The following is an 18,318-nucleotide window of genomic DNA, read 5'->3' as shown; positions in this document are numbered from 1 at the left end:
GAAGCTGATCTTTTTTGTCCGAACAGCGTTCGGATTAATTTTACAATCTACCATAACATAGTTAGGGCAGATGGGGATAGCAATACTCCTGTCATATGTTAGCGTAGAATGACAATCCGCTTTAATCATTTTAAATGAATAGTTATTCGTTTTAAAACTGAATATGACCTCAAATCACGCCTATATAACATTGTTTATGTGTAAATTAACCGTAGTTATGAATATTCTTCGGTTCACTACTGTATATATTTGAACGGAAGCCTTGTAAATCGGCCTTTTAAGCCGTTTAAACTGCATAAGTGAGTTCTAGCTACATAAGCACTATTCAGGCAGTCAGCGCGGGTTAGCGTAGCATTGTCAGTTATGGACGCAAGTGCCAAAAACGCCGCTAGTAATCATTGCGGATTACTAGCAGCGTTTGCGGTATTTCGATGATACTCGGCTAACACTACCACTAATGACCGCGGTGCTTGGCTAAATGTTTGGCGCGGCGTTTCAAACGAACTTCGGCTTGATGGGTTTGGCGTTGTAGTTTTCGACGCTGCTTTTTTTCACGTAAGTTTTGTTGATGCGCCAATTATAAAACGGTTTGCGCTGGTCGGGAATTTTCCCGACGCTTGACTTCACGGTGCGCGTGTTTTAATTTAACTTGCCAACTTTGACATTCTATTGAATAGTCAAGTGTCGTTGGCTGGGTCCAGTGGAGCGTTAGCCACCGATTGGTAATCAACCATTGTAGCTGTGCCATAGTTGGTGGTTGCGTGCCAAAAGTGACTCTGGCAACCTGTAACTTGTTGGCGGTGGTGACTTCAAAGACACCCCGGTAAAATGGTTGATCAAAAAATACTGTTAGTTTGCATCGGTTGATCAAACTAACACCTCCCTTAAATTTCGTTACGAAATAAGGACAACCAAGGAAGGCAGGTTACTGACAGCGGAGGCTGCGTCTGGACTACCAACCAGACTGTGTTTTTAATCTCGCATAGTTAAGCATAGCACGAATGACGTAATGAAGATCATCTTTTAAAGAATTGTCACAGAACGGCCATTACAGAGAATAACAATCCGTCCACCTAACAATTGACGGATTATTCAATGTAAACTACCTATGCGAATAGTAGCTGTTAGCCTGCCAAACATGATTGGCATTATTGTTGAATCAAGATACACGAAGTTGCTAAGTATGGAAGTAGTAGATTACATTTAAATAGCAAAAAGCCGGAAGCCAGAAATGGTCGCGCCGTGTCGATGTTCTTAGCGGGTGTTTTGTGGCCGCTTAGAACATGTGCCGAGTTGGGCGACTGGTGGGCTATGCCAGGCACCCAACCGCCCTGAAGACCGCTTTTTGGCTTCAGGTCTGCACCACGGCGTGCCCATTTCTGGCTGGAGGCGGACTATGGCTGCAATTAAATCAATCCCAAGATTTTGAATTAAAAATGTGTAACGACTTGCAATTGTAGAAAAACGCGCGTATTATGCTTAATGTTGTCGTGCCATATTACTAATTAGTCTTTGCGCCAATTGGCCATAGAGGGTCACAGTAGTTCAATTGACAAATGACGAGTAGGCAAAGATGTAACGCGAAAAGCTAAATCTGAAAATAAAAGCTTAAAAGGCCTACTATTTTCACCAGATTTATGTTACATTTATTGATGCTGGTTCAAAAAAGGTAACACGGTTTACAACGATGGTTTGAAAAAAGTGCGAGAGCACTTGCTATTACAAAGCTTTTCAGTTATTATAGATTGTGCTTGGTATTTAGAAGGGGATAAGTGTATCCCCCCGACATCAAGTAGTCGTAGTTAGCTTTGATGTGAAAGGTTGCGACACGCCCGGCCACATTGTCATGGGACGTGGCGGTAATTTTCACGGAGCTAGTCTTATTTTCAAAATAGACGAAGGAGGTCACAACAATGGCAAAGCAAAAAATTCGTATTCGCTTAAAGGCATACGAACACCGTATTCTTGATCAATCTGCTGACAAGATTGTTGAAACGGCAAAGAGAACTGGTGCTACTATTTCAGGTCCAATTCCATTGCCTACTGAACGTACTGTGTACACGGTTCTCCGTTCACCACATAAGTTCAAGAAGTCACGCGAACAATTCGAAATGCGGACTCACAAGCGGTTAATCGATATCGTTAACCCAACGCCTAAGACGGTCGACTCATTAATGAAGTTAGACTTGCCTAGCGGTGTAGATATTGAAATCAAGCTTTAATTTACAAAAATAAAATCAATTAATTGGAGGTGTACTCATGACCACTAAAGGAATCTTAGGGAAAAAGGTAGGAATGACGCAAGTCTTCACTGAAGCTGGCGAATTAATCCCAGTTACTGTTATCGAAACTCAACCTAACACGGTGTTGCAAGTTAAGACTGTCGAAAACGACGGTTACGAAGCAATCCAATTAGGTGTCGATGACATGCGTGAAGTCTTGACGAACAAACCTGCTCAAGGTCATGCAGCAAAAGCAAAAACGACTCCTAAGCGCTTCATTCGTGAAATTCGTAATGTTGAGCTTGGAGATTACACAGTAGGTGACGAAGTCAAGGCTGATATCTTTGCAGCCGGCGACGCCGTTGACGTTACGGGTATCACTAAAGGTCATGGTTACCAAGGTAATATCCATAAAGATGGTCAAAGCCGTGGCCCTATGGCCCATGGTTCTCGTTACCATCGTCGTCCTGGTTCATTAGGTGCCATTATCAACCGGGTCTTCAAAGGTAAGAAATTACCAGGCCGGATGGGTAATCACCAACGGACGATGCAAAACTTAACGGTTGTTCGTGCCGACGTTGAAAACAACGTCTTATTAATTAAGGGTAATGTCCCTGGCGCAAACAAATCATTCGTTACGATTAAAACATCAGTAAAGAGTAAATAAGAAAGGAGGACATAATACATGACTAGCGTAGCATTATACAAACAAGACGGTACGCAAAATGGTGACGTTACTTTAAACGACGCAATCTTTGGGATTGAACCTAACGAAAACGTGGTTTTTGATGCCATCTTGATGCAACGTGCATCAATGCGTCAAGGAACTCACGCAGTTAAGAACCGTAGTGCTCGTCGCGGTGGTGGTCGTAAACCATGGCGTCAAAAGGGTACCGGTCGTGCGCGTCAAGGTTCTATCCGTTCACCACAATGGCGTAAAGGTGGGATTGTCTTCGGACCAACTCCTCGCTCTTACAGCTATAAATTACCTAAGAAGGTTATGCGCTTAGCTCTTAAGTCTGTCCTTTCACAAAAGGTTGCAGACAACAGCTTAGTTGCCGTTGAAACTTTAGCTTTCGACGCACCTAAGACGAAAGAATTTGCTAACGTATTAAACAACCTCAATGTAGACACCAAGACTCTTGTTTTGGTTGAAGAGGACAACGAAAAGGCTGCTTTGGCAGGTCGTAACTTACCAAATGTTAAGATCCTTAAAGCCAAAGGTGTTAACGTCTTAGATGTTGCTAACAGTGACAAATTAGTCGTTACCCAAAAAGCCCTCGATCAATTAGGGGAGGCGCTCGCATAATGGAAGCACGCGATGTAATTTTACGTCCTGTAGTTACTGAAGCATCTATGGCTGACTTGGACGACAAGCGCTATACATTTGATGTCAACGTACAGGCAACAAAAACACAAGTTAAAAAAGCTATCGAAGAAATCTTCGATGTTAAAGTCGTTAAAGTTAACGTTATGAACGTTAAAGGGAAATTTAAGCGTCAAGGTCGTTACGCCGGCTACACTAAGAAGCGTCGTAAGGCTATTGTTACCTTAAGTTCTGATTCTAACGAAATTAAGTTGTTCAACGACGATCAACAATAAATCTAATTTAGGAGGTAACTCTAGTGGGTATTAAGAAGTATAAACCAACCACTAACGGCCGTCGTAATATGACTGGTTCTGATTTCGCCGAAATTACTAAGACTAAACCAGAAAAGTCATTATTAGACTCACAAAGTCACACTGCCGGCCGTAACAGTTATGGTCACATCACTGTTCGTCATCGTGGTGGCGGTCATAAGCAACAATACCGTTTGGTTGACTTTAAGCGGATTAAGGATGAACTTCCAGCAACCGTTAAAGCAATCGAATATGATCCTAACCGGACAGCTAACATCGCTTTATTAGTTTACGCTGACGGTGTGAAATCATATATTTTAGCACCAAAAGGTTTGGAAGTTGGGATGCAAGTTCAATCAGGTGCCGAAGCCGACATCAAGGTTGGTAACGCATTACCATTAACTAACATTCCAGTTGGTACTGTGATCCACAACATCGAATTGAAGCCTGGTAAAGGTGGTCAATTAGCTCGTTCAGCTGGTACCTCAGCGCAATTACTTGGTAAAGAAGGCAAGTACGCGATCGTACGTTTGTCATCTGGTGAAGTTCGCTTAGTTCTTTTAACTAGCCGTGCCACTATTGGTACTGTTGGTAATGAACAACACGAATTGATCAACTCAGGTAAAGCCGGTCGTACTCGTTGGCAAGGTAAGCGTCCAACAGTTCGTGGGTCTGTAATGAACCCTAACGATCACCCTCATGGTGGTGGTGAAGGTAAAGCGCCAATCGGTCATCCATCTCCTATGTCACCATGGGGTAAGAAGACTCTTGGTAAGAAGACGCGGAACAAGAAGGCTCGTTCAAACAAGCTTATCGTTCGTGGTCGTCGTCCAGGCAAACACTAAAAATTCTAATTACTGTAGTTCTCGAGAGGAGGTCACACGATGGGTCGTAGTTTAAAGAAGGGACCTTTCGCAGATGCGCATCTTTTAAAGAAAATCGATGCACAATCTGATTCTGACAAGAAATCTGTCATCAAGACGTGGTCACGTCGTTCAACAATTTTCCCAAGTTTCATTGGGTACACTATCGCTGTTTATGATGGGCGCAAGCATGTCCCAGTTTACATCCAAGACGATATGGTCGGTCACAAGTTAGGTGAATTTGTACCTACACGGACATTCCATGGTCATGGTACAGACGATAAGACAACGAAGTAATAGTTAGGAGGATATAAAGAATGGCTGAACAAGTAACATCTGCACGTGCAACTGCAAAAACTGTTCGTATCGCCGCTCGTAAGGTCCGCCTAGTTGTCGATCTTATCAGAGGTAAAAGCGTTGCCGAAGCCTTAGCAATTTTGAAGTTCACTCCACGGGGTGCTTCTCCAGTAGTTGAAAAGGTATTGCTTTCAGCAGTTGCTAACGCTGAAAATAACTTTGACTTAGATCGTGAAGATTTGGTCGTAAGCGAAGCCTTCGTAAATGAAGGACCAACCTTAAAACGGTTCCGTCCTCGTGCCAAAGGTTCTGCTTCACCAATCAACAAGCGGACTAGCCACATTACGATCACAGTTACTGAAAAATAGGAGGGAATAACGCGTGGGTCAAAAAGTAAATCCAACCGGATTACGTGTCGGAATCATTCGCGACTGGGAAGCAAAATGGTATGCTGAAAAAGATTTTGCTGCTTACTTAAACGAAGATTTACGTATCCGCAAGTATATTGAAACACGACTTGCCGACGCTTCCGTCTCCACCGTTGAAATCGAACGCGCTGCAAATCGCGTGAACATTTCAATCCATACCGCAAAACCAGGGATGGTTATCGGTAAGGGTGGTTCTGAAGTAGAAGCACTTCGTAAAGAATTGAACAACTTAACTGGTAAACGAGTACACATCAACATCATCGAAATCAAGAAACCTGATTTAGATGCTAAATTAGTTGGTGAAAGTATTGCACGTCAATTGGAAGGCCGTGTGGCATTCCGTCGTGCAATGCGTGGTGCTATGCAACGCACTATGCGTTCAGGCGCTAAGGGTATTAAGACACAAGTTGCCGGCCGTTTAAACGGTGCCGACATGTCACGTGTTGAAGCATACTCAGACGGTACTGTTCCATTGCATACGCTCCGTGCTGACATTGATTATTCATGGGTTGAAGCCATGACTACTTATGGTAAGCTCGGTGTTAAGACATGGATCTACCGTGGCGAAATCTTGCCAGAAAAGAAATCTGCAGCTAAAGGAGGAAAATAAACATGCTTGTACCTAAACGGGTTAAGTATCGTCGTGTTCACCGTGGTAAAATGCGCGGTGAAGCTAAGGGCGGTAAAACAGTTGCTTTTGGTGAATTCGGTTTACAAACACTCGAATCACACTGGATTAGTAACCGGCAGATTGAAGCTGCCCGTGTTGCTATGAACCGTTACATGAAGCGTGGCGGTAAGGTATGGATTAAGATTTTCCCTCACAAATCCTACACTGAAAAAGGTGTTGGTGTGCGGATGGGTAATGGGAAAGGTACTCCTGCAGGTTGGGTTGCCCCAGTAAAACGTAACAAGGTTATGTTTGAAGTCGGTGGCGTTTCCGAAGAAGTTGCTCGCGAAGCTTTACGCTTGGCCGGCACTAAGTTACCTGTAAAAACTAAGATTGTTAAGCGTGAGGAAGTAGGTGGCGAATCAGATGAAGGCTAAGGAAATTAAAGCATTGTCCACTGCTGAAATGCTCGAAAAAGAAAAGTCTTACAAAGACGAACTTTTCAACTTGCGTTTTCAATTGGCCACTGGTCAGCTTGAAAACACCGCTCGTTTAAAACAAGTTCGTAAGAATATCGCGCGTATTAAAACTGCGTTGCGTGAACAAGAGTTAAACAAGTAGAGTATAAAGGAGGCAATCACGAATGAGTGAAGATACTCGTAACAGCCGTAAGGTGATCCAAGGACGCGTTGTTTCAGATAAGATGGACAAAACCATCGTTGTCATTGTCGAAACTTACAAGAACCATCCGGTTTACGGCAAGCGTGTTCGTTATTCAAAGAAATTCAAGGCTCATGATGAAAACAATGAAGCCAAGACTGGCGATATCGTTAAGATCATGGAAACTCGTCCTCTTTCAGCTACAAAGCGTTTCCGCTTAATTGAAGTTGTTCAAAAAGCTGTTATTATCTAGTTTATTAGCTGAATAAAATTACATGAAGGGAGGACACTTACTGTGATCCAACAAGAAAGTCGTTTAAAAGTTGCTGACAACTCCGGTGCCCGTGAAATCCTTACTATTAAGGTTTTAGGTGGTTCTGGTCGCAAGACTGCTAATATTGGTGATATCATCGTTGCTACGGTTAAACAAGCAACACCCGGTGGTGTTGTCAAAGCTCATGATGTCGTTAAAGCTGTTATTGTTCGTACTAAGTCTGGTGTTCATCGTGCCGATGGTTCATACATCAAATTTGACGAAAATGCGGCCGTAATTATCCGTGATGACAAGACCCCTCAAGGTACTCGTATCTTTGGACCGGTCGCTCGTGAATTACGTGATAAAGACTTCATGCGTATCGTTTCATTAGCTCCAGAAGTTCTGTAGTCACACACCGTAAATAAGGAGGTGCGCAACCTAATGTTGATTAAAACTGGTGATAAAGTTCGGGTAATCAGCGGTAAGGATCGTGGCCAAGAAGGTACTGTTAAGTCAGTTATCTCAGCCAAGAACCGTGTCGTTGTTGAAGGTGTTAACAAGATCAAGAAACACCAAAAACCTACGAACGTTAACCCACAAGGCGGTATCGTTGATGTCGAAGCACCAATCGATGCTTCCAACGTTATGTTCCTTGACCCATCAACTAACGAACCTACTCGTTTAGGTGTTCGTCGCGAAGATGGCAAGCGTGTACGTTTCGCTAAGAAGTCTGGCAAAGACTTAGAAAACTAATATTTTTGACTGAAAGGAGGAAGCAAGTTTCATGGAAAACCGTTTAAAAGCTCAATATGAAAAAGAAATCGTTCCAGCTTTAGTGGACAAGTTCAATTACACTTCTGTAATGCAAGTTCCTAAGTTGGCTAAGATTGTTTTGAACATGGGTGTTGGTGATGCAGTCACTAACGCTAAGAACTTAGACGAAGCAGTTGAAGAATTGACTTTGATCTCCGGCCAAAAGCCTTTGGTTACGCGAGCAAAGAAATCTATCGCTGGTTTCCGTCTTCGTGAAGGTATGGCAATCGGTGCCAAGGTTGATTTACGTGGTGAACGTATGTATGACTTCTTAGACAAGTTGATCAACGTTTCATTACCACGTGTTCGTGACTTCCATGGTGTTAGCACGCGTTCATTCGATGGTCGCGGTAACTACACATTGGGTGTCCGTGAACAATTGATCTTCCCAGAAATCAACTATGATAATGTTAACCGTGTTCGCGGTTTAGATATCGTTATCGTAACCACTGCTGATAGTGATGAAGAATCACGTGAGTTATTAACTCAATTTGGCATGCCATTTACTAAATAATCGAAGGGGGATAATCAAGTTGGCTAAAAAATCACAAATTGCTAAACAAAAACGTGGTGCTAAGTTTAACGTCCAAAACTATACGCGTTGCGAACGTTGTGGTCGTCCACATTCAGTTTACCGTAAATTCCACTTGTGCCGTATCTGCTTACGCGACCTGGCCCATAAAGGTCAAATCCCTGGCATGAAAAAGGCTAGCTGGTAAAAACAAACCCAAGTTAAAGGAGGTTAAACTTTCATGATGACTGATCCAATCGCAGATTTCTTGACTCGTATCCGTAACGCTAACATGGTACGCCACGATTCATTAGAAGTACCTGCATCAAAAATCAAACGCAACATTGCCGAAATTTTAAAGAATGAAGGTTTTGTTCGCGACGTTGAATATATCGATGATGACAAACAGGGCATCATCCGTGTCTTCTTGAAGTATGGTAAAGACAACGAACGCGTTATCTCTGGTTTGAAGCGTATTTCAAAGCCAGGTTTACGTTCATACGTTAAAGCTGATGCTGTTCCTAAGGTTTTAAACGGCTTAGGGATTGCTATCATCTCAACTTCAGAAGGTGTTATTACTGACAAAGAAGCTCGCGCTAAGAAGGTTGGCGGCGAAGTTTTAGCTTACGTTTGGTAAAAACTATTTAAGACAGGAGGTGCAACTAAGTGAGTCGTATTGGTTATAAAGTAATTGAACTACCTGCTGGGGTAGAAGTATCACAAGCTGGCGAAGTCGTTACCGTTAAAGGTCCTAAGGGTACGTTAACTCGTAACATTTCCAGTGATATTACAATGTCAGTTGAAGGCAACGAAGTAAAATTCACACGCCCATCTGACGATTACAAGATGAAGGCAGTCCACGGTACTACCCGTGCAAATGTCAACAACATGGTTGAAGGGGTTACTAAAGGCTTTACTAAGAATCTTCAATTGGTCGGTGTTGGTTACCGTGCCCAATTACAAGGTAAGAAGTTAGTATTAAGCGTTGGTTATTCTCATCCTGTTGAATTTGAAACGCCTGCAGGCTTAACGATCGAAGTTCCTGACAACACGCATATCAATATTTCTGGTATTGGTAAGCAAGCTGTCGGTGACTTTGCTGCCGAAGTCCGCGCCGTTCGTTCACCTGAACCTTACAAAGGTAAAGGGATTCGTTACGTCGATGAATATGTTCGTCGTAAGGAAGGTAAAACTGGTAAATAATGCAGCTTAGGCTGTCCATACTATATATTAGAGGTGACAATTGTGATTTCAAAACCAGATAAAAATAAGACACGCCAACGTCGTCACGCCCGTGTCCGCGGTAAGATTTCTGGGACTGCAGAGCGCCCACGCTTAAATGTTTATCGTTCAAACAAAAACATCTACGCTCAAGTAATTGATGATGTAGAGGGTGTAACGCTCGCAAGTGCCTCAACTTTAGATAGCGAAGTATCAGGCAATAACAAGACTGAAAAAGCTGCTTCTGTCGGTGAAGTCGTTGCAAAACGCGCTGCCGAAAAGAAGATTAGCGATGTTGTCTTCGATCGTGGCGGTTACTTATATCACGGTCGAGTACAAGCCTTGGCCGAAGCTGCCCGTGAAAACGGTCTTAAATTCTAACAAAGGAGGAATAATACCACATGACTTTCATTGATCCATCAAAATTAGATCTTGACGATAACGTAGTTGCCATCAACCGGATTACCAAAGTTGTTAAAGGTGGTCGTCGTCTTCGTTTTGCCGCATTGGTAATCGTTGGTGACCACAAAGGACACGTTGGTTTCGGTACTGGTAAGGCTCAAGAAGTTCCAGAAGCAATTCGGAAAGCATCCGAAGCTGCTAAAAAGAACTTGATCACTGTACCTATGGTCGGTACAACCATTCCTCATGAAACTATCGGCGTTTACGGTGGTGGCCGCATCTTGCTTAAGCCAGCCGTTGAAGGTTCTGGTGTCGCAGCTGGTGGCGCCGTTCGTGCCGTTATGGAATTGGCTGGTATTGATGATGTTACCAGTAAACGTCTTGGCTCAAACACGCCAGTTAACGTTGTTCGCGCAACGTTTGAAGGCTTAAAGAGTTTAAAGAAAGCTGAACAAATCGCGGCTTTACGTGGCGTTTCAGTTGAACATTTAGCTGAATAAGGAGGACAAACAACATGGCTCAAGTAAAAATCACTTTAGTACGCAGTGCTGCTCATCGTCTTCCTAAGCAACGTAAAATCGTTAAGGAATTAGGTTTAGGCCGAGTTAACAGCTCTGTTGTTAAACCTGATGACGCAGCTACTCGTGGTGCTATTATGCACATCGCGCACTTAGTTGATGTCGAAATCATTAAGTAATTAAAATATTCAATAAGGAGGTGCCTACTAGATGAAGTTACATGAATTAACACCAAGTGAAGGTTCACGCTTCTCACGTCGTCGCATTGGTCGTGGCGACTCAAGTGGCCAAGGTAAAACTGCTGGTCGTGGTCAAAAAGGCCAAAAGGCTCGTGGTAAGGTTCGTGTTGGGTTCGAAGGTGGCCAAATGCCATTGTATCGTCGGATTCCTAAACGTGGATTTACTAACATCAACCGCAAGGAATATGCAGTTGTTAATCTTGATGGCTTAAACCGTTTTGATGATGGTGCCGAAGTAACACCAGAATCATTAAAGGAAGCTGGCTTGGTTAAGAAGAGTGCAGCCGTTAAAGTTCTTGGTAATGGTAAGCTCAACAAAAAGTTAACAGTTAAGGCAAGCAAGTTCTCCGAAACTGCCGTTAAGGCAATCGAAGCTGCTGGCGGTAAAACTGAGGTGATCTAACTTGCTGACTACCATGAAGGACGCTCTAAAAGTAAAGGATATTCGGAATAAAATTCTGTTCACGTTGGGCGTTTTGATTGTATTTCGTCTTGGCTCTTATATCACAGTCCCAGGAGTTAATGCAACCGCGCTACAATCCGTTGCATCTTCGGGGCTGATAAGTATGTTGAATACATTCAGTGGTGGCGGTTTAACAAATTATTCCATCCTTGCTATGGGGGTATCCCCTTACATTACTGCACAAATCATTGTTCAGTTATTACAAATGGACATCGTGCCTAAATTCGTTGAATGGGGCAAACAAGGTGAAGTTGGTCGACGGAAGCTTAATCAAGCGACCCGTTGGTTAACGATCGTCTTGGCCTTCGTTCAATCGATTGGGATTACAGCTGGTTTTAACTCATTAAGTACGTTGAAATTAGTTGAAAATCCAAGTGTGACGACTTACTTGACCATCGGGGTTATCCTGACTGGTGGGGCGATGTTGACTACTTGGATGGGGGACATGATCACGGACCGTGGACTTGGTAATGGGGTTTCCATTATTATCTTCGCCGGGATCATTGCCCGCATGCCTACTTCGATTTATCAAATTTACACGGAACAATTTGTTAATACTTCTAAGAGTCAATGGTGGCAAAGTGGTATGTTTGTACTCGGGCTCATCTTGTTAGTTCTAATCATCGTTATGTTTGTAACGTGGGTTGAACAAGCAAATGACCGGATTCCAATTCAATACACGCGCCGTGCAGCAGGTGCACCTGACAGTAGTTACCTACCATTAAAGGTGAATGTTGCCGGGGTTATTCCTGTTATCTTCGCGAGTTCTTTCATTGCAACACCACAAACAATTTTGCTTGGTTTCCAATCCAGTCATGGTGACGATACTTGGTACCAAGTGATGAGCAATGTCTTTAACATGCAAACGACCTATGGTGCGATCCTTTATACGGTTCTCATCGTGCTCTTCACGTTCTTCTATGCGTTTGTTCAGGTTAATCCTGAAAAACTCTCCGAAAACTTGCAAAAGCAAGGTAGTTACATTCCAGGTGTTTGGCCTGGTAAAGACACGCAAACTTGGGTTTCAAAATTGTTAATGCGGTTGAGTACAGTCGGTGCCCTTTACCTCGGATTAATTTCCTTGATTCCATTGTTAGCTTCAGATATCTGGGGCTTAGATGAATCAATTGGTTTAGGTGGGACTAGCTTGCTAATCGTCGTCGGGGTTGCCCTTGAAACAATTCGTCAAATTAAAGGGTTAATGATGAAGCGCGACTATGTCGGTTTCATTCGTTAATCAAGCGAGTGTGTTGGGGAGACTCAGCACATTTGTGCATTATAGGAGGAAAAAGTCATGGCAACAATGAACTTAATTTTAATGGGTCTACCGGGTGCTGGTAAAGGTACTCAAGCTCAGAAGATCCTTGAAGATTTTGATATTCCGCATATCTCCACGGGTGATATCTTCCGAGCTGCAATCAAGAACGAAACTAAAATGGGTCTTGAAGCTAAAAAGTATATTGACCAAGGTAACTTAGTTCCAGACGAAGTCACTAACGGCATCGTCAAAGAACGGTTAGCTGAATCAGATACGAAAAACGGCTTCTTGCTTGATGGTTATCCACGTAATATTGATCAAGCCCATGCGCTCGAACAAATCGGTAAAGATTTGAACAAGCCTTTGGACGGCGTCATCAACATTCACGTTGAACCAGCAGTCTTAGTTGAACGGCTTTCGGGCCGTTTCATCTGCCGGACTTGTGGCGCAACTTATCATAAGTTGTATAACAAGCCTAAGGTTGACGGTACTTGTGATGTTTGTGGCGGTCATGATTTCTATCAACGTGATGATGACAAGCCCGCAACTGTTAAAAATCGTTTGGATGTCAACGTTAAGTTGAACACGCCATTAATTGATTTTTACGGTCAAGAAAAATTGCTTTACAATGTCGACGGTGATCGCGACATTGATGATGTTTACAAAGATATCAAATCAATTTTAGATAACCTTTAATCAAGTGGCCCAGTAGCGTCATTTGCTTTTCAAATGCCGTTGTGATAAACTTATTCAGGTTTAGCCGTTGACTGATTTAGTATTAATTTAATCTTTATTAGACAATGACTGGTTCGAAAAGCGGACCAAAATCGTGGCAGCACGAAACCATATAATAAGGGAGGGACACATACTTGGCAAAGGAAGACGTCATCGAAATTCAAGGGACTATCAAAGAAACGTTGCCGAACGCAATGTTCAAAGTCGAACTTGAAAACGGCGCTGAAATCTTGGCTCACGTTTCTGGCAAAATTCGCATGCATTACATTCGAATCTTACCAGGCGACAAGGTTACAGTCGAAATGTCACCTTATGATTTAACTAAGGGTCGGATTACTTACCGTTTCAAGTAGGTTCGACGCTTCGTACCTTATAGGAGGTAAATATTCATGAAAGTAAGACCATCTGTAAAGCCTATGTGCGAACACTGCAAAGTTATTCGTCGTAAAGGCCGCGTGATGATTATCTGCTCTGCTAATCCAAAGCATAAGCAACGCCAAGGTAAATAATTTAACTAAGTCGGAGGTGAAAAATTAATGGCTCGTATTGAAGGAATTGACTTACCACGTGACAAGCGTATTGTCATCGGTTTGACTTACATCTACGGTATCGGTAATACTTCTGCTCAAAAGATTCTTGCTGAAGCCGGTGTTTCTGAAGACGTTCGTGTACGCGACTTAACTCCTGAACAAGAAGATAAGATCCGTGCCGTTGTCGACGGTTACAAAACTGAAGGTGACTTACGTCGTGAAGTTAGCTTAAACATTAAGTTACTTCAAGAAATCGGTTCATACCGTGGTATGCGTCATCGTCGTGGTTTACCCGTTCGTGGTCAACACACGAAGAACAACGCTCGTACTCGTAAGGGTAAAAAGGTCAGCATCGCTGGACGTAAAAAATAATTATAAGGGAGGTTTTCGAATTTTATGGCAACTAGAAAGACAACCCGTCGTCGTCGGGTAAAAAAGAACATTGAATCCGGTGTGGCTCACATCCATTCAACGTTCAACAACACACTTGTTATGATCACTGACATGCAAGGTAACGCTATTGCGTGGTCATCAGCTGGTTCATTAGGTTTCAAGGGTTCTCGTAAGTCAACTCCTTTCGCTGCTCAAATGGCTGCGGAAGCTGCTGCTAAGGCTTCAATGGAACATGGTATGAAGACTGTTGAAGTCGCTGTTAAAGGTCCTGGTTCCGGTCGTGAAGCTGCTATCCGTGCTTTACAAGCTACTGGTTTGGAAGTTTCAGCAATTCGCGATGTTACACCAGTTCCTCATAATGGTTCTCGTCCTCCAAAGCGCCGTCGTGTTTAATCTGTGACGTTCATTTTGAGGGCAAACTTCATTTTGTACGCACTTACTAACACCACGCGTTTTGAAAGGGGTAAAAGATAAGAATGATTGAATTTGAAAAACCTAACATTCATAAAATTGATGAAAACGACAACTATGGTAAGTTTGTTGTAGAACCACTTGAACGTGGTTATGGTACAACTTTAGGGAATTCACTTCGTCGGATTCTTCTTTCTTCTTTACCTGGTGCCGCTGTTACTAGTATTCAAATTGATGGTGTCCTTCATGAATTTTCAACGGTAGAAGGCGTAACTGAAGATGTTACGGCGATTATCTTGAACGTCAAGAAGGTTGCACTTAAATTAGATTCAGACGAAACCAAGACATTGGAAATCGATGTCAAGGGCCCAGCTAACGTGACCGCCGGTGATATCATTGGTGACGCGGACGTTGAAGTCTTGAACCCTGATTTGGCAATTTGTACCGTAGCCGATGGCGCACACTTCCATATGCGTATGACCGCTAATACTGGTCGTGGTTATGTTTCCGCTGAGGATAACAAACATCGTGAAGATGATATGCCAATTGGCGTTTTACCTGTTGATTCATTATATTCTCCAATCGAACGTGTTAACTACCAAGTAGAAAACACCCGGGTTGGTCAACGTGATGATTTCGATAAGTTAACCTTAGACGTTTGGACAAATGGTTCAATCACTCCAAGTGAAGCCATTAGTCTATCAGCCAAAATCCTGACTGATCACCTTTCAATCTTCGTAAATCTCACTGATGAAGCTAAAAACACTGACGTGATGGTTGAGAAGGAAGAAACGCATAAGGAAAAAATGTTAGAAATGACGATTGAAGAGTTAGATCTCTCCGTTCGTTCATACAATTGCTTGAAGCGTGCTGGTATCAACACGGTCCAAGAATTAACTAACAAAACTGAAGCTGATATGATGAAGGTTCGCAACCTTGGACGCAAGTCACTCGAAGAAGTTAAAGCAAAATTAGCTGACCTCGGGTTATCATTACGCAAAGAAGACTAATACAAGGGAGGATATCCGTTCATGAGTTACCGTAAATTACAACGTACAAGTTCACAACGTCGTGCCTTACTTCGCGACTTGACCAGCGCTTTGATCGTTAACGGTCGTATCGAAACTACTGAAGCTCGCGCTAAAGAAGTTCGTTCAACTGCCGACAAGATGATCAGTTTAGCTAAGAAGGGTGATTTAAGTGCCCGTCGTCAAGCTGCCGCATTTATGCGTGACATCGTTGCCGATGTTAAAGAAGATGGCGACAATGTAGCTGTACAAACTGCTTTGCAAAAGCTATTTAGTGACTTAGGTCCTCAATACGCTGACCGCAATGGTGGTTACACTCGAATTTACAAGACAATGCCTCGCCGTGGTGACGGTGCACAAATGGTAGTCTTGGAACTCGTAGACTAATTAAATTTTTACGGATCACTTGGTCTGATGATTGACGGACGCTACGATGGTGGCTACACTAGTAGCTCAGTCTAGTTCGGAAGTTGTTTATGGTTAAACATAGATGGCGTATCGCAGGCTAAAGTGATTTTTTTTGGCGCTAGCCAATTGAAAAGGCCACCTAACATTCTGTTGGGTGGCCTTTTTACATGCAAATTTATGTTGCGGTGGTTCACCTCCAGCCCGCTGGTCGGCCGCTGTGGGGCAACCCTGGTGAACCGAAGGGCGGTCTCACCAGGCGGTTGATAGCCTGGCACAACCCGCCAGTCTGGTCAACACGGTTCTTTCTTGAAGTTGGTTATTGCCGCAGTTGGCCAACCGTAATTCCATCGTCCTGGGACCGGTCCAAGCCTGAGGAGCGGTCTTGGACCTCGCTTTTGAGCCTGAAAGACAAGTCTCAAAAGACGTCCGTGGTGTAAACGGGCCAAAAACGCCCGTTAACGCCACTTTCAGGACGATTCCATTACGGTTGGCCAACTGCTGAGCACAGCATAGTTTCAGAACAACGTTAAGTAGTTGAACATTAGCCATGTCCGTTAATCAATAACGTTGGTGGTCGCTGACGACTTAACAATCCAATGCTTAGTACGAATTTAACTGCTCAACTTGGGAACCATTATGAGGGGGCAGTTTGTTAAATGGCAATTGGGGTAGTTGTGATAAAATTGGCGAATCTCTATTCATGATAGCCGTATCCGTACTGGCTTGCAGACAATAGCCACTTGGGGTCAAAACTAGTTGAGATGGGATTGAGTTGCGGTTTAAACGGGAACGCATCAAATTTACATACATCCTTTCAAGAACTGCATGTTAGCAGCTAACAGATTGTTATACGATTAGCTTAACAATTAATGTAAGATGCGATACCCATATTTAAGTAAAGTTTTAGTTTTGTTTTGGAAAGTATGTAAATATCTGACTAAGCTATTCGATACTGAAGTAGCAACTTTAAAACTATACGTGTATTAGTTAACTAACAATCACTAAATATGTTCTGTTACTCACTAGTAGTTTCTATCATATTTACCGTATCATGTTGACGAATTGATTTGGCATTGTCAAAAAAATAAGGACACTGAGACAAGCGTCTTCGAATGTTGCCGGCTTCCGTGGTATTATTACTAAGTTGCACCGCTTGTCTAAAACACAACAAGTCCCGGCCACTATTTGTGACCGGGACTTGTTGTGTTTAAAATTGACGTCATTCAGTTTAGCTGGAGGTCAGCAGTAATGGAAGTGGCCATGTAAGTGGTGTTAATGCCGATGGTTTTTCGGCATTTACAGCACCGGCATCTTTGGAGATTGGCGGTTTTGGCCAAGCTTCAAAGTGAGGTGAGAGACCGTGCTTTTCGGGCTCGAGCCGGTCGCCACGGCAACTGGAATTACTGCTGGCCGGAAGCGGCAAGCATCTGGAATTCCTAATTATGACGGGTTAATAATTGCTGAGTCAATTGTAATAACATCGCCCGTGCTGGTGTATCGGGGAACTTTTTGAGTAGCTTTAACGCTTGGTTCGTGTAGTCGGTTGCGAGTTGTTTAGCTTGGTCAACGCCACCGGCTTCAATGACTAATGCTTGTACTTGTTCGCGTTGTTGCGACGTGATGTTGCCTTGCAGCCGCAATAATGGGAGCAAGTCTTGGCGGACGTCTGTTTGTAAGGCGAACAGCAGTGGCGACGTGTAGACGCCTTCTGCCACGTCTTCTAAGATGGGTTTGCCAATTTCGTGGCTGGTTTCTTGGTAATCTAAGATGTCGTCTAAGATTTGAAACGCCATCCCAATGGCCATCCCGGCATTACGAGCGCGCACGGCGAAGCGTTCGGATTGACCGGATTCGTAGGCGCCCAAGAAGCAACTGAGGGCGAACAGTTCGGCCGTTTTACCTTGAATCTGTTCCTTATATTGATCCATGGTCATATCTAAATGATAATGGCGATCCTTTTGTTGGACTTCGCCAATTAAAATTTTTTCCATGTTTTCCGAGTTTAATTGGATACTGCGAAAACTGCTGGAATACTTGGCCAAGATTTTGAAGACGACGACGAATAAATAATCACCGGCGTACACGGCAACATCTTTCCCGAATTGTTCTTGAATCGTGACTTGATGGCGCCGTAATTTGGCATCATCTAAAATGTCATCATGAATTAAGGTGGCCGTGTGTAACGTTTCTAGGGACGCCGCTAAGGCAATCATGCGTTGCCGGTCGGTGTCTTTGAATTGCGAGAATAATAAGCAGTAGGCGGGGCGTAACAGCTTGCCACCACTATGAATCATGGCCAAAATCGCGTCGGTAATCGCGGTGTCGGCGATATTGATATTGTCTTCCATCAATTGCATAACTTGCTGCAACTCCGGTTGTAAGGCCGGATAGTCATGCCAGAGCGGATGTAATTGCGTTGCTTGCATAATAGT

The 18,318-nt window shown here is 43.3% G+C and carries 31 protein-coding genes; 29 read left to right on the top strand and 2 right to left on the bottom strand.

Annotated features, from left to right (window positions below; genetic code table 11):
- Positions 1 to 577: 577 nt before the first annotated feature.
- The gene (locus DY78_RS16885; RefSeq protein ID WP_051385208.1) at positions 578 to 871 is read right to left on the bottom strand and encodes a DUF2992 family protein; all 294 of its coding nucleotides are present in this window, start codon (positions 869 to 871) and stop codon (positions 578 to 580) included.
- A 1,042-nt stretch (positions 872 to 1,913) separates the two neighbouring features.
- Between DY78_RS16885 and rpsJ the strand changes: the two genes are divergently transcribed.
- The 29 genes from rpsJ to rplQ all read left to right on the top strand — a co-directional run bounded on the left by rpsJ (position 1,914) and on the right by rplQ (position 15,865).
- Positions 1,914 to 2,222 carry a 30S ribosomal protein S10 gene (gene rpsJ, locus DY78_RS10215; protein WP_024624529.1) on the top strand — a complete coding sequence of 103 codons (309 nt, stop codon included), beginning with the start codon at positions 1,914 to 1,916 and terminating at the stop codon, positions 2,220 to 2,222.
- 37 nt (positions 2,223 to 2,259) lie between these two features.
- Positions 2,260 to 2,889, top strand: coding sequence for a 50S ribosomal protein L3 (rplC, locus tag DY78_RS10210; RefSeq protein ID WP_024624528.1), 630 nt, complete (start codon positions 2,260 to 2,262; stop codon positions 2,887 to 2,889).
- 18 nt (positions 2,890 to 2,907) lie between these two features.
- Positions 2,908 to 3,531, top strand: a complete 624-nt coding sequence (rplD, locus tag DY78_RS10205; RefSeq protein WP_024624527.1) for a 50S ribosomal protein L4 — start codon at positions 2,908 to 2,910, stop codon at positions 3,529 to 3,531.
- Positions 3,531 to 3,824 (top strand): 50S ribosomal protein L23, encoded by a 294-nt coding sequence (rplW, locus tag DY78_RS10200; RefSeq protein WP_024624526.1) that lies wholly within the window; start codon positions 3,531 to 3,533, stop codon positions 3,822 to 3,824. Before rplD ends, rplW begins: the two co-directional genes overlap by 1 nt.
- 23 nt (positions 3,825 to 3,847) lie before the next feature.
- Positions 3,848 to 4,687, top strand: a complete 840-nt coding sequence (gene rplB, locus DY78_RS10195) for a 50S ribosomal protein L2 (protein WP_024624525.1) — start codon at positions 3,848 to 3,850, stop codon at positions 4,685 to 4,687.
- 39 nt (positions 4,688 to 4,726) lie between these two features.
- A complete protein-coding gene (gene rpsS, locus DY78_RS10190) occupies positions 4,727 to 5,002 on the top strand; it encodes a 30S ribosomal protein S19 (protein ID WP_024624524.1) in 276 nt (91 codons plus the stop codon).
- Between the two features lie 20 nt (positions 5,003 to 5,022).
- Entirely contained in the window at positions 5,023 to 5,370 is a 348-nt protein-coding gene (rplV, locus tag DY78_RS10185; protein WP_003638065.1) for a 50S ribosomal protein L22, read from the top strand.
- Positions 5,371 to 5,383: 13 nt separating this feature from the next.
- The gene (rpsC, locus tag DY78_RS10180; RefSeq protein ID WP_024624523.1) at positions 5,384 to 6,040 is read left to right on the top strand and encodes a 30S ribosomal protein S3; all 657 of its coding nucleotides are present in this window, start codon (positions 5,384 to 5,386) and stop codon (positions 6,038 to 6,040) included.
- A gap of 2 nt (positions 6,041 to 6,042) precedes the next feature.
- A complete protein-coding gene (gene rplP, locus DY78_RS10175) occupies positions 6,043 to 6,477 on the top strand; it encodes a 50S ribosomal protein L16 (protein ID WP_024624522.1) in 435 nt (144 codons plus the stop codon).
- Complete coding sequence (gene rpmC, locus DY78_RS10170; protein ID WP_024624521.1) at positions 6,467 to 6,661, top strand: 50S ribosomal protein L29; 195 nt, start codon at positions 6,467 to 6,469, stop codon at positions 6,659 to 6,661. Before rplP ends, rpmC begins: the two co-directional genes overlap by 11 nt.
- Before the next feature lie 22 nt (positions 6,662 to 6,683).
- Positions 6,684 to 6,953 (top strand): 30S ribosomal protein S17, encoded by a 270-nt coding sequence (gene rpsQ / locus DY78_RS10165; protein ID WP_024624520.1) that lies wholly within the window; start codon positions 6,684 to 6,686, stop codon positions 6,951 to 6,953.
- 42 nt (positions 6,954 to 6,995) lie between these two features.
- Positions 6,996 to 7,364 carry a 50S ribosomal protein L14 gene (gene rplN / locus DY78_RS10160; RefSeq protein WP_003638070.1) on the top strand — a complete coding sequence of 123 codons (369 nt, stop codon included), beginning with the start codon at positions 6,996 to 6,998 and terminating at the stop codon, positions 7,362 to 7,364.
- A gap of 33 nt (positions 7,365 to 7,397) precedes the next feature.
- The gene (gene rplX / locus DY78_RS10155) at positions 7,398 to 7,709 is read left to right on the top strand and encodes a 50S ribosomal protein L24 (protein WP_024624519.1); all 312 of its coding nucleotides are present in this window, start codon (positions 7,398 to 7,400) and stop codon (positions 7,707 to 7,709) included.
- Between the two features lie 31 nt (positions 7,710 to 7,740).
- Positions 7,741 to 8,283 carry a 50S ribosomal protein L5 gene (rplE, locus tag DY78_RS10150; protein WP_024624518.1) on the top strand — a complete coding sequence of 181 codons (543 nt, stop codon included), beginning with the start codon at positions 7,741 to 7,743 and terminating at the stop codon, positions 8,281 to 8,283.
- Between the two features lie 19 nt (positions 8,284 to 8,302).
- On the top strand, positions 8,303 to 8,488 hold the full coding sequence (locus DY78_RS10145) for a type Z 30S ribosomal protein S14 (RefSeq protein WP_003638073.1): 186 nt from the start codon (positions 8,303 to 8,305) through the stop codon (positions 8,486 to 8,488).
- Between the two features lie 33 nt (positions 8,489 to 8,521).
- Entirely contained in the window at positions 8,522 to 8,917 is a 396-nt protein-coding gene (rpsH, locus tag DY78_RS10140; protein WP_024624517.1) for a 30S ribosomal protein S8, read from the top strand.
- Positions 8,918 to 8,946: 29 nt separating this feature from the next.
- Complete coding sequence (gene rplF, locus DY78_RS10135) at positions 8,947 to 9,483, top strand: 50S ribosomal protein L6 (RefSeq protein ID WP_024624516.1); 537 nt, start codon at positions 8,947 to 8,949, stop codon at positions 9,481 to 9,483.
- Between the two features lie 33 nt (positions 9,484 to 9,516).
- Positions 9,517 to 9,882 (top strand): 50S ribosomal protein L18, encoded by a 366-nt coding sequence (gene rplR, locus DY78_RS10130; RefSeq protein ID WP_038357124.1) that lies wholly within the window; start codon positions 9,517 to 9,519, stop codon positions 9,880 to 9,882.
- A 20-nt stretch (positions 9,883 to 9,902) separates the two neighbouring features.
- On the top strand, positions 9,903 to 10,403 hold the full coding sequence (rpsE, locus tag DY78_RS10125; RefSeq protein ID WP_024624514.1) for a 30S ribosomal protein S5: 501 nt from the start codon (positions 9,903 to 9,905) through the stop codon (positions 10,401 to 10,403).
- A gap of 14 nt (positions 10,404 to 10,417) precedes the next feature.
- Positions 10,418 to 10,600 carry a 50S ribosomal protein L30 gene (gene rpmD / locus DY78_RS10120; RefSeq protein WP_024624513.1) on the top strand — a complete coding sequence of 61 codons (183 nt, stop codon included), beginning with the start codon at positions 10,418 to 10,420 and terminating at the stop codon, positions 10,598 to 10,600.
- Between the two features lie 31 nt (positions 10,601 to 10,631).
- Complete coding sequence (gene rplO, locus DY78_RS10115; protein ID WP_024624512.1) at positions 10,632 to 11,063, top strand: 50S ribosomal protein L15; 432 nt, start codon at positions 10,632 to 10,634, stop codon at positions 11,061 to 11,063.
- Positions 11,064 to 11,076: 13 nt separating this feature from the next.
- Entirely contained in the window at positions 11,077 to 12,360 is a 1,284-nt protein-coding gene (gene secY, locus DY78_RS10110; protein ID WP_420805686.1) for a preprotein translocase subunit SecY, read from the top strand.
- A 66-nt stretch (positions 12,361 to 12,426) separates the two neighbouring features.
- The gene (locus tag DY78_RS10105; RefSeq protein ID WP_280513551.1) at positions 12,427 to 13,077 is read left to right on the top strand and encodes an adenylate kinase; all 651 of its coding nucleotides are present in this window, start codon (positions 12,427 to 12,429) and stop codon (positions 13,075 to 13,077) included.
- Positions 13,078 to 13,250: 173 nt separating this feature from the next.
- Complete coding sequence (gene infA, locus DY78_RS10100; RefSeq protein ID WP_003638082.1) at positions 13,251 to 13,469, top strand: translation initiation factor IF-1; 219 nt, start codon at positions 13,251 to 13,253, stop codon at positions 13,467 to 13,469.
- Positions 13,470 to 13,505: 36 nt separating this feature from the next.
- Positions 13,506 to 13,625 (top strand): 50S ribosomal protein L36, encoded by a 120-nt coding sequence (gene rpmJ / locus DY78_RS15790; RefSeq protein WP_003638083.1) that lies wholly within the window; start codon positions 13,506 to 13,508, stop codon positions 13,623 to 13,625.
- A gap of 27 nt (positions 13,626 to 13,652) precedes the next feature.
- Positions 13,653 to 14,018 carry a 30S ribosomal protein S13 gene (gene rpsM / locus DY78_RS10095; protein ID WP_024624509.1) on the top strand — a complete coding sequence of 122 codons (366 nt, stop codon included), beginning with the start codon at positions 13,653 to 13,655 and terminating at the stop codon, positions 14,016 to 14,018.
- 24 nt (positions 14,019 to 14,042) lie between these two features.
- Positions 14,043 to 14,432 (top strand): 30S ribosomal protein S11, encoded by a 390-nt coding sequence (gene rpsK / locus DY78_RS10090; RefSeq protein WP_003641266.1) that lies wholly within the window; start codon positions 14,043 to 14,045, stop codon positions 14,430 to 14,432.
- Between the two features lie 83 nt (positions 14,433 to 14,515).
- Positions 14,516 to 15,460, top strand: coding sequence for a DNA-directed RNA polymerase subunit alpha (locus DY78_RS10085; RefSeq protein ID WP_024624508.1), 945 nt, complete (start codon positions 14,516 to 14,518; stop codon positions 15,458 to 15,460).
- A gap of 21 nt (positions 15,461 to 15,481) precedes the next feature.
- Complete coding sequence (rplQ, locus tag DY78_RS10080; RefSeq protein ID WP_024624507.1) at positions 15,482 to 15,865, top strand: 50S ribosomal protein L17; 384 nt, start codon at positions 15,482 to 15,484, stop codon at positions 15,863 to 15,865.
- Between the two features lie 1,457 nt (positions 15,866 to 17,322).
- On the opposite strand, the gene DY78_RS10075 is transcribed toward rplQ, so the two are convergent.
- Positions 17,323 to 18,315: a polyprenyl synthetase family protein gene (locus tag DY78_RS10075; RefSeq protein WP_156093407.1), complete on the bottom strand. Its 993-nt coding sequence runs from the start codon at positions 18,313 to 18,315 to the stop codon at positions 17,323 to 17,325.
- Between the last annotated feature and the right edge of the window lie 3 nt (positions 18,316 to 18,318).

The organism is Lactiplantibacillus fabifermentans DSM 21115 (assembly GCF_000498955.2).
GTDB classification, from domain to species: domain Bacteria; phylum Bacillota; class Bacilli; order Lactobacillales; family Lactobacillaceae; genus Lactiplantibacillus; species Lactiplantibacillus fabifermentans.
This window is presented reverse-complemented; position numbering and strand designations above follow the sequence as displayed.